We start from the raw sequence: 9,732 nt of genomic DNA, 5'->3' as shown, positions 1-9,732 counted from the left end.
GGCTCGGGCCGGACTCGGGGCTCAGGGGCGAGGGGGAGGCGCCATGCCCCCGCCAGGGCCCTCCTATGCCCAGAGCATGGCCGGGTTGTGTTCAAGGGATGCTCACCGCCACGGAGGGCCCGTAGGGTGTGAAGAGCCGTCCCGGCAGCTTCCCCCGTGGCTGCCGGGACGGCTTCGTGCACCTCTGCACTTCGTACACCTCTGCACTTCCTGCCCCTCCTGAACTGGCGCTCGCGGAGTCCCGCCGCCGCAGGGCATGTCTCGCTCCCGCAAGGCGAGAGCGGCCTGTGATGTGTCGAAGGGAGCTCGCGCGCCACCCCGTACACGGGAGAGGGCGCACCCGTGCGGACGCCGTTGGCGAATTGGCCAGCTCTGTTCCCGAGAACCGCGGAGCCCCCGACGCAGTCCAGGTCGCGGACCGGTTCCACTCGTGGCAGGGCCTCGGTCGGGCCGTGGAGACCTGCGTCGCCGCCCACCGCGAGTGCCTGCGCGCACCGGCACCGCCCAGGCCGCCGAACCCCGACACGACGCCGGACGACTCGGGGCGTGTCAGCACGGGCCGTGCTGGCCGCCGGGCTCAGCGCAAGAAGGCCGCAAACACCTTGGTGCACGAACTGCTCGCACAGGGCCACTCTCGCCGGGCGATCGCCCGGTGGCACGGGCCCCATACTCTGAATCTTCGTCCGCACCATCTGGGAGAGGCATGACAAGTAGGTTCACCGAGTTGACCGTTGACTGCCACGATCCGGAGAGACTCGCGGCCTTCTGGTGCGTGGTCCTGGACTTCAAGGTGATCGACCGGAGCGAGGGCAAGGTTGAGATCGGCTCCTGGGTGCCGACCGTTGAGGATGTTCGGGCCCGCCAGACGCCGCCCACCCTGCTGTTCATCCAGGTGCCCGAGGACAAGACCGTGAAGAACCGGCTTCACCTCGACGTCAGCCCGATCGACGGCAGCACCGAGGACGAGGTAACCAGACTGCTCGGCCTCGGCGCCACCAAGACGGATGTGGGCCAAGGCTCCGACCGAAACTGGGTGGTGATGGCAGACCCAGAGGGCAACGAGTTCTGCGTCCTTCGCACCCTGGCACCGCAGAACTAGGCCACGAACGGGCACCCACGCCCCGTCACTCATCGCAACCGTCACCTTGCCGAGAAGGCCTCAGTAACCCTCAGCGCCCGCTCCCCAAGATCTGTGCCAGATCCGAGAACCGGCAGCACTTGTTCACGGCCCCGGACAGCAGTGCGTACCTGGGTGATTCGAACAGCGTCTCTGGGGGGCGGTTGGTCACCCCACCTGAATGCGGCCGGTCTGGCCGCACTGTCGGCTGCCTCGAAGCAACAAGTAGCTCTCTGCGATCAGAGGGGCGCTCGTCAGAATGGGCAAGCAGGGACCGGTGACTCACCCCGGCTCGCCCACCCCGCTTTGTGCCGGGTATCCGGCCAAGGCAGCATGACGAGTCGTAACCGATCACATGGCGGGGCGCTCAACGGCGAGCCCGACACCGAATGCCGTCAGGATGGCGCCCCCTGCGCGGAGGATCACGCGGGTCACCCGTACGTTGCGCAGCATCTTCGACGCGGTGCTGAAGACCAGGGCGTACGAAGCCAGCGACAGGAAGCCGATCACCGCGAACAAGGTGCCGAGGATCAGGGTGTCGGCAGGCCGTGCGCCGTGGTCGAGGAACTGGGGGATGACACTGGTGTAGACGATTACGGTCTTCGGGTTGGAGAGGTCGCTGATGAGACCTTCCCGGAACGCGCGCCGTCGGCTGCCGATGCTTGAGGGCACTGCGCCATGGTCTGACGCTGTGGCCGTGGCTCGGGTTACCAGGAGCTTGACGCCGAGGTAGATCAGGTATGCGGCGCCGAGATACCGGACCACGTCGAACGCGAGTTGCGAGGACACGAGCAATGCGGTCAGACCGGCAATCGAGGCCCCGGCCCACACCAGATCGGCGGTCAGGACTCCCAGCGCGGTGAGGAGGGCTGGGTGCCGGCCACGAGCGACCGCGCTCTTGAGGACCAGCATGACAGCGGGTCCCGGAATGATGACCAAGACCGCGGACAGGGCGGAGAAGGCGAGTATCGATGACATGGGCGCATTATCACCGCGGCCTCAATCCAGGCCCTGGGCAGCTTTTCCGCGTGGACCTGCGGACGCACCGCACGGTGCCGTTGCAGCGCCGCCACCGGCATCGAGCGTCGGGTGGCCAGAGCGCTGTACGAGGCCGTGAACAAGTGCTGTCGGACCCCGCGAACAAGCCCAATTGACCTCTGCGGGTTTTGTGCCCCACCGGGCTCATCCGGTGGGGCGGAGAGAGCTGCGAAGTGGCTGGTGCGGGTGGTGGCCAGGGGCGTGTCGGTGAGCCAGGAATCGAGCCGGACGAGGTTGATGCCAGTGGCGTTGAGGAGGCCGGTGAACAGGCCCGCGAAGTCCTCGTCACTGAACAACGGCCCGAGCCCGTCCCGGTGCCGTAGAGCAAGATAGCCGCGGGGGAAGGCCACGAGGGCCACCCTTGTTGTCTCCTTCGGAACTTCCCCTGACACCTCAGGCCGCAAGGACACCGTCACCCTCCCCGGGCGCGCGTCGGTCCGCACCACCAACGCGGTGGTGCGGACCGACGTCACGCTGCACAGAGGGACTCGTCAACGGTGCCCGTGCGGGTGCGCCCTCTCCCGTGTACGGGCCTCGCAGGGCCCGCCCAGATCAGCCGTTGAGCTCGACGTGCGGCGAGAACGCCGTCACCTTAAGGCGGCCGTTGTCCACCCACGCCGGGAACTCCAGCGTCTTGTGGCTGGTGTTGGCGGGCGGTGTGACCTGCAGGTAGGACGCGTCACGGGCCTCGGAGGTGCCGGTGTTGGCGTGCGTCCACGACACGACGGCCTCCGCGCTCTCGCCGTCGTCGAGCCTGAGCGTCTCCTTGCCCGGGTCCTGCGCGTACCAGGTGCTGCCCCACTCCGCGGTCGAGTTCAGCGTCCGGTGCTGGGAGTCCTCCAGGCCCAGCCCGGCGTAACCGCGCAGAGCGCAGCTGTGGCCGCTGGTGTTCGTCAGCTTGAGGACCACTCCCGCGTGGTTCATCCCGCCACCCAGCTTCTGCCCGAACGAGGCCGTCAGCCCCGAGGTGGTGCAGGTCGGCGTGCCGCTGTGCGCTTCCGCCGCCTGCGCCGATCCGGCCCCGGCGACCCCGACGCCCGCGGTCGCGAGGAGGGCCAGGCCCACCCCCGCGGCGCGCCTGGTCACGCGCCCCCGCGCTGTGCTGGTGCTGCGGTACTGCTCAGTCATGCGGTCCGTCCCATCTCTGTTCTCTGCAGGGCGCTTCTTGCGTCGTACACAGAGTTGGATGCGGGCACCGAGTGAAAAGTTCACCGCAAAGGTCGTTATTTCCCATCGCTCTCGTCCGACGGCCGAGGCCGGTACGGAACCTCGGGCGCCGCGTCGCGTGCGTACCCGTCGGCCGGCGCCGCGTCACGGGCGGCGGTCTCGGGCTGCTGCGGGACGGGAGGAACCGGGTCCGGAGCCGGGCCGGGCTCGGGCCCCGGAGTGGGCGGCTGCGGATGGGGAGGCACCGGGTCGGGCCCGGGGGCCGGGGGCKKCGGCGGCACCGGATCGGGGCCGGGCGGAGGCGTGGGCCCCGGAGCGGGGCCCGGTTCCGGAGCCGGGGGGCCCGGCCCCGGGCCGGGGTTCGGCGGCGTGGGGTCCGGGTGCGAGGGCCGCGCCGGGTCGTTCGGCTCGTGCGGCTCGTGCGGTTCCTGCGGGGGTTCTTGCGGCTCAGACATGACACGGGGGAAGTCCATCGGGAACAGGTCCATCACGACCCGCAGCGCCCGGATCGCGGTGTCGGGGCCCGGCCACAGCTCATGCTGACGGCTCGGCCGCAAAGCTTCTCCGCGCCACGGGTATCCAGGGCCCCGGGCCGTGAAACGCCTGGTCCGGGCCGCCGGTCCGCCGGTCCGCAGAGGCGCGGACCAGGGGACCTGCGGGGAGGACGCGGAATGCTCGCACACCCGCTGCCTGACGTCGCCCCGGAGGTGGCTACCGCTCCGAGTAGGCGGCGAGTTGTGTCAGGGAAGAGGCGAGCCCGGCGGCGTGGTCCTCGGCGGAAACACCGTCCGGCACGTCCTGGGCGACGATATCCACGCGCGTCCCCGTATCGACCGCGGTGACCTCCCAGGTCATCGTCATGGTGCCGGCGTAGGCGGGGTCGTCGGAGACGAAGTCCACCGCCTGCACGACCCGCCGTTCGGGAACGATGTCCACGAAGCGGGCCTCGACGATGTCGGAGTCCGCCGTTGCCTTGCCGTGCGCGCCGGACGCGTCGGCATAGGTCAGCACCATCCGGTACGACCCGCCCGGCCTGGCATCGAAGCGCTCGAACCTGCCGACCATCCCGGCCGGAGGAAGCCAGGCCAGCAGTGCGCCGGGGTCCACCAGCGCCGCCCAGACGCGCCCAAGTGGCGCCGTGATCTGTCGAGATGCCGTGTCCGTACGTGGCATCTCGCGACCCTAGCACTGCCGAAGCGAGCGGCCGGGGCCGTACCGCGAACGTCGCACGGGCGCCGCTCGTCGCCAGTCCGCCAGTCCGCCAGTCCGCCAGTCCGCCAGTCCGCCAGTCTGCCAGTCGGCTCGCCGACCTGGCCTGGCGCCGGTCGTCGGTGGCGAGCCGTCCGGTGGCAGCGCCGGCGGGATCGGCGAGGGGGCGCCGAACGAGCAGCCGGCGGCGGCTGTCACCTGCGATACCGGTGAGCCACTGCCGTGAAGGCGGCCTTCGGTTCCCACTCCATGTCGGGGTAGGCCTGCCCTCGGCGCCCTTCGAGGAGTTTGACGATGCCCAGGCCGGCCCGGTCCAGGTCGTCTCTGGGATCGCCGTCGGGGCGGTGCGGGTAGCCGGGCAAGGCGAACAGGAACACGAACGTGCTGTCCACGCCCTCCGTATCGAAGATCTCCAGCAGTTCACTCAGATACGCGGCCTGGCCGGCCTCGTCGCGCTCGTAAACGTCGTTCAGCCGTACCGGGACCTTGGTCACCGGGTCGTGCTCGACCACTTCCAGCACTCGCCCGCCCCTGTCTCCCGCCCCGCGGTAGGCGGCGGTACCGAATCCGGTGATGGCGAGCGGCTTCGGCCCCTGGGCCAGGGAGCGCACCGCGTCCCGGAACCGGTCGGCGACCTCGGCGGAGCGGATCAGCTCGAACGTCATGAAGTCGAAGGGGGCCCAGTCGACCTGCTCGAACTGGATGGCCGCGTAGGTGAGCTTTCCGTGGAAGCGCTCGCGGACCGTGGCCGCGGCGTCGCGCAGGAACGCGTTGACGCGCACGCCGAGCTCGCGGATGGCGCCGGCCCGCCGCTCGGGTCGGCGCATCAGCTGCCCGACCCGGTCCTCCGGGCTCTCCCCGGGCAGGAACCCGCGGTTCATCACGCTCAGTTCGACACCCGCGACGAACACGACCTCGGCCCCGCTGAGCCGGAGCCGTTCCGCCCGCTCGGCGCAGTCGCGGAAGAGCGTGAGGATGCCGTCGGGGTCCAGCTCCATCGGATAGGGCGAGAACCAGACCTCCAGGCCGAGCTCGGCTGCGGCGCCGGCGGCCAGTTCCAGGCGGTCCGGGTCGCCGCCGATGATCTGGACCGCGTCGCAGTGCAGATCGTCGCGGATGATGGCGAGTTCGCGCCGGACGACCTCCGGCTCGAAGCGCTCGCGGGACGTCCGACCGTGCACGACGAAGCCGGTGTCGTAGGTCATTCCTCTTGCTCGCATGTGCTCGTCCTCTCTGTCGCTCGCGGCGGGACGAGACTGACAGGGAAAGTGCGTGTGCGCAAGTTTGCGACCACGTAATTTTGCGTGCATGCAAGTTTGCGAGCACGCATCCTGGCGTGGAAAGCTGGCGTCCGTGACGACACCATCGCCAGGGCTGCGAGAGCGGAAGAAGCAGGCCACACGCGAAGCGTTGCGCGAGGCGGCCCTGCGTCTGGCCGTGGAGCGCGGGCCGGAGCAGGTACGGGTCGAGGACATCGCGGAGGCGGCCGGGGTCTCGCCGCGCACCTACAACAACTACTTCGCCAGCCGCGAGCAGGCGATCGTCGCCGCCGTCACCGCGGACCGTGAGGCGCGGATCGCGGCGGCGGTGGCGGCTCGGCCCACAGGGGCGCGCTTGGCCGACGCCGTCACCGAGGCGGTGATCGAGCAGTACACGAATCCGGGTGAGCGCGAACGCGAGGCGCTGCTGCTGATCGCCGCCAGGGCCGCGCTGCGCGACGCGTTCCTCGACGCCACCACCAAAATCGAGTCCCCACTCACGGCGGTGGTCGCCGAACGCCTCGCTGAGGCCGGAGAGCAGACAGCACGTGTCCTCGCGGCGAGCGTCGCCGCGGCGGTGCGCATCGCGTTGGAAGGCTGGCTGCTCGGGTCGGCCGGGACCACAGGGGCCGCGAGGAGCCTCGCCCCCGGAGGTCTGGTCGTGCCCTCCGGCTCGCTACCCGACCTGCTGCGCGCGGCGATGGCTCCGCTCGCGCCCGCGTTCGATGCCGCCGAAGGGCGCCTCCCGTCGTGAAACCGGCCCGGCTCGGGCCCTTTCCCGCGTGCGCGGACGAGTGGCCCGGTGGCCGGGCCCGACCGGAACAGGTACGAGGCCCGTGCCGGGCGAGGGGCCCCTTCCGCGAGGCGCACGCGGGCGTTCGTGCGCGTCAGGGTCTCCGGGGATCGTGAAGGCGCCGGATGCCCTCACGAAGAGGGCTTCCGTACCCCGCGCGCTACTGCCAGGACGCCGTGTCGGGATCGATGCCGTGGGCACGTGCCCCGGCGTCGATGATGCGGCGGAACCACGTGGCAAGACCGGCACGGATGCCGTCGTAGTGGGCGGCGAAGCCTGGATCGGACTCGTACATGCGGCCGAGACAGACCTGCATCTGCCTGGTGAGAGGGAAGTAGGAAGCGAAAACCTCTCGATGCCGCTCGACGAGTCGATTCGCTTCCGGGCTACCAGGCGTGACGCCGGCGTCCATCGCGTCCCCGAGAGCGCGATCGAGCCCGGCAACGGCGTCGGCGACGGCCTGCCATTCCTCCGGGCCGCGTGAGGCCGAGCGTTCGGCGTACTGCCGCCACTGCGCCGTGTCTCCGTAGCGCTGACGGGCTTGGGCGGGCCAGTGGGGATTCCACCGGGGGCCGAAGAGCGCGGCCTGCTGCTCGCTGGTGAGCAGCAGGCCGCGCTCGTGGGCGTCGATCATCCGCTCCAGCCCGGCGTCGAGCTGCTGGAGGCGTTCGATCCGTTCGGCGACCTGGGCGCGCTGCGCGCGTAGCGCGCCGGGCACATCGGTGCCCGGGTCATCCAGTACGGCCCGGATCCGGTCCAGGCCGAGGCCGGTCTCGCGGTAGACGATGATGCGGTGGAGGCGTTCCACATCACCGGCGGTGTAGAGCCGGTATCCGGCAGCCGTGCGCAGCGAGGGCCGCGCGAGACCGATCTCGTCCCAGTGGTGCAGCGCGCGGACTGTCACGCCCAGACGCGCCGAGACCTGACCGACGGTCAGGCCATCGGCGTCAGTGGCATCAGGCATGTTCCTCATTGCTGCCATTGTCGCCATTGTCGCCGCGACCGGCGCCCGGTGGGGTGATGCCGATGGCTGCCAGGTTGTGCGCCTCCTGGCTGGACGGGTCGAAGGGTTTCGCCGCGGTGAAGACGATCCGTGCGTTCTCAGGCGTGACCACTTCCACGTCGCGGGTGTTCCAGGGGGTGTCCCGTGGGCCGTCGACCGAGTCCGGACGCAGCGCACGAGCGGCCTCGACAAGGGAATCGACCTGACTGAGCACGCAGGCGAAACTGAAGCTCACCGCCGGCGTCCGCCGCGGAGCGTCAGCCGCCGAAACGAGGAGTACGTCCTGGAACGCCCACCGGCGCAGATGCACCAGCGTGCCGGTGATGCCGAACAGTTCGAAGAACCCGAGTCCGCGAGTCCAGAAGTCCACCGACGCCGCCATATCGCCCGTGGGGATGGTTGCGAAAGCGGGCATTCCGTAGATGCCGCGGAACGGCTCCGGTGGAACGGCGTCCGGGCCGGGAACGGGCACGGGGCTCATCTCGAAGGCGTCGTAGTAGTCGCTCATGAACGCCACCCTTCAGCCTCACGCGGCGTGAGGGTCAAGCCGACGGCCGGCTGACACGGACGGAAACGGCCTCACCCCCCGGTGCCGCCGTGCTCTCCCGTACCAGCAGTTCGGGCAGCGGCACCCTGACGGTGCGGGAGGGTGAGCCGTCCAGGAGGCGGGTCAGCTCCTGCGCGGCGCGGCGCCCGAAGGCGACCGGGTCGCGGGCCAGCGCGGTCAGCCACGGGTGCACCATGCGGCAGAGCACGGAGTCCTCCCAGGAGACGATGGACACGTCGCCCGGGACCGACAGACCGCGCTCGGCCGCTGCGGCCACGCCCGCCGCGGCCATCACGTCGTTGTCGTAGATGACAGCGGTCGGCGGCGCGTCCTCGTCGAGCAGCCGCCGGGTCATCGCCGCGCCTTCGGCATCCGAGTAGTCGGTCGTCAACGACCGTGCGTGCGGCAGGCCAAGCCGCCCGGCTTCGTCCCGCAACGAGGCGATGCGGCGCTCGGTGTGCGCCAGCCCGGCCAGCCCCGCGACGTGGACGATGTCGCGGTGCCCCAGCTCGTACAGGTGGGAGACGAGTGAGGTCATGGCTCCCGCGTCGTCGGCGGAGACGGCGGAGAGGCGGGGCCGGGCCTCGGTGCCTCCGATGGCGACGGCGGGCAGCCCCAGCGACTCCAGCACCTCCGGCCGCGGGTCCGCCGAGCGCGGGTCGACCAGCAGGACACCGTCGACGCGGTGCTCGGCCCACCAGTGGCGGTACATCGCGCACTCGGCCGTCACGTCCTCCACCACCTGGAAGAGCAGTCCGAGCCGGCGCTGCGCGAGCACCTGCTGGACACCGGAGATGAGTTGCAGGAAGAACGACTCGACTCCCAGCATGCGCGCCGGCCGTGCCAGCACCAGGCCGATGGTGGCCGCGCCCTCCCCGGAGAGCGCCCGTGCGGCGGTGCTGGGGCGCCAGCCGACCTGCTCGGCCACCCGGCGCACCCGTGCACGGGTGGTTTCCGACACCCCCGGACGGCCGTTGAGAGCGAACGAGACGGCGCTCTCGGACACCCCGGCCCGCCGGGCGATGTCCTTGATGGTGGGGCGACGCCGCTGGGCCGGCACCTCGGAGGCATTGACCGTCCCCGTCACTTCCGTCACGTCGCTCGCGTTCGTCCCGTCGTCGGTGTCGTCCGCGCTCTCCGCCTCGACGCCTCCTTCCGTGTGCACCGCGTCCACGGAATCCACGCCAGCCCGCCCCTCGTCGTCTCGTCGTCTCGGTTCCTTGGCCGCCCCGGTTGTCCCGGCAGCCTTCCTCCGGCGGCGTCCGGTGGTTCCGGCGGCTTGCGGTGGCAATCCTGGCAGCAATCGCCCGCTGTCCGCAGCTTGCCGCCCGTCGTTCCTCGGTTCGCGACTCGGCCGCAACCCAGCCCCGCCCCGCCTGCCTTGGAACCGGCCGCACCCCAGGCCGGTGGCAATCCTGGCAGCAATCGCCCGCTGTCCGCAGCTTGCCGCCCGGCCCGGCCCGCCCTGGAACCGGCCGCAACCCAGGCCTAACCGCAACAGCCCGGCCACAGCCCAGGCCCGGCCACACCCCACCCGCCGTAGCGTGCCGGGCCGCGAACAACCCCGGCGGGGCGGACGCGTGCCACCCTCCGGGGTCC

General features: G+C 70.8%; 9 protein-coding genes. 2 read left to right on the top strand and 7 right to left on the bottom strand.

Annotated elements, in window-relative coordinates; translation table 11 throughout:
- Positions 1–703 precede the first annotated feature (703 nt).
- Positions 704–1,099 carry a VOC family protein gene (locus AB8Z75_RS25500; RefSeq protein ID WP_369205853.1) on the top strand — a complete coding sequence of 132 codons (396 nt, stop codon included), beginning with the start codon at positions 704–706 and terminating at the stop codon, positions 1,097–1,099.
- Between the two features lie 369 nt (positions 1,100–1,468).
- On the opposite strand, the gene AB8Z75_RS25495 is transcribed toward AB8Z75_RS25500, so the two are convergent.
- The 4 genes from AB8Z75_RS25495 to AB8Z75_RS25480 form a co-directional block, all read right to left on the bottom strand.
- Entirely contained in the window at positions 1,469–2,095 is a 627-nt protein-coding gene (locus AB8Z75_RS25495) for a LysE family translocator (RefSeq protein ID WP_369205851.1), read from the bottom strand.
- 612 nt (positions 2,096–2,707) lie between these two features.
- Positions 2,708–3,283: a DUF4232 domain-containing protein gene (locus AB8Z75_RS25490; protein ID WP_369205849.1), complete on the bottom strand. Its 576-nt coding sequence runs from the start codon at positions 3,281–3,283 to the stop codon at positions 2,708–2,710.
- 750 nt (positions 3,284–4,033) lie between these two features.
- Positions 4,034–4,495: an SRPBCC family protein gene (locus tag AB8Z75_RS25485; RefSeq protein WP_369205847.1), complete on the bottom strand. Its 462-nt coding sequence runs from the start codon at positions 4,493–4,495 to the stop codon at positions 4,034–4,036.
- Positions 4,496–4,725: 230 nt separating this feature from the next.
- Complete coding sequence (locus AB8Z75_RS25480; protein WP_369205857.1) at positions 4,726–5,736, bottom strand: hypothetical protein; 1,011 nt, start codon at positions 5,734–5,736, stop codon at positions 4,726–4,728.
- Between the two features lie 148 nt (positions 5,737–5,884).
- On the opposite strand from AB8Z75_RS25480, the gene AB8Z75_RS25475 reads away from it, so the two are divergent.
- On the top strand, positions 5,885–6,544 hold the full coding sequence (locus tag AB8Z75_RS25475; protein ID WP_369205845.1) for a TetR/AcrR family transcriptional regulator: 660 nt from the start codon (positions 5,885–5,887) through the stop codon (positions 6,542–6,544).
- Positions 6,545–6,743: 199 nt separating this feature from the next.
- Here AB8Z75_RS25475 and AB8Z75_RS25470 read toward each other — a convergent pair whose 3' ends face one another.
- The 3 genes from AB8Z75_RS25470 to AB8Z75_RS25460 are packed head-to-tail and all read right to left on the bottom strand — an operon-like array spanning position 6,744 to position 9,193.
- Positions 6,744–7,547, bottom strand: coding sequence for a MerR family transcriptional regulator (locus tag AB8Z75_RS25470; RefSeq protein ID WP_369205843.1), 804 nt, complete (start codon positions 7,545–7,547; stop codon positions 6,744–6,746).
- Complete coding sequence (locus AB8Z75_RS25465) at positions 7,540–8,094, bottom strand: VOC family protein (protein ID WP_369205841.1); 555 nt, start codon at positions 8,092–8,094, stop codon at positions 7,540–7,542. The genes AB8Z75_RS25470 and AB8Z75_RS25465 overlap by 8 nt, the downstream gene beginning before the upstream one ends.
- 34 nt (positions 8,095–8,128) lie before the next feature.
- Positions 8,129–9,193, bottom strand: coding sequence for a LacI family DNA-binding transcriptional regulator (locus AB8Z75_RS25460; RefSeq protein ID WP_369205855.1), 1,065 nt, complete (start codon positions 9,191–9,193; stop codon positions 8,129–8,131).
- Positions 9,194–9,732 lie beyond the last annotated feature (539 nt).

The sequence above is a fragment of the Streptomyces sp. PU-14G genome (assembly GCF_041028275.1).
GTDB lineage: Bacteria > Actinomycetota > Actinomycetes > Streptomycetales > Streptomycetaceae > Streptomyces.
This window is presented reverse-complemented; position numbering and strand designations above follow the sequence as displayed.

Coding starts and splice junctions, on each gene's coding strand:
- AB8Z75_RS25500 (WP_369205853.1), top strand. CDS start 704: ATGACAAGTAGGTTCACCGAGTTGACCGTTGACTGCCACGATCCGGAG.
- AB8Z75_RS25480 (WP_369205857.1), bottom strand. CDS start 5,736: ATGACCTACGACACCGGCTTCGTCGTGCACGGTCGGACGTCCCGCGAG.
- AB8Z75_RS25485 (WP_369205847.1), bottom strand. CDS start 4,495: ATGCCACGTACGGACACGGCATCTCGACAGATCACGGCGCCACTTGGG.
- AB8Z75_RS25470 (WP_369205843.1), bottom strand. CDS start 7,547: ATGCCTGATGCCACTGACGCCGATGGCCTGACCGTCGGTCAGGTCTCG.
- AB8Z75_RS25495 (WP_369205851.1), bottom strand. CDS start 2,095: ATGTCATCGATACTCGCCTTCTCCGCCCTGTCCGCGGTCTTGGTCATC.
- AB8Z75_RS25490 (WP_369205849.1), bottom strand. CDS start 3,283: ATGACTGAGCAGTACCGCAGCACCAGCACAGCGCGGGGGCGCGTGACC.
- AB8Z75_RS25465 (WP_369205841.1), bottom strand. CDS start 8,094: ATGAGCGACTACTACGACGCCTTCGAGATGAGCCCCGTGCCCGTTCCC.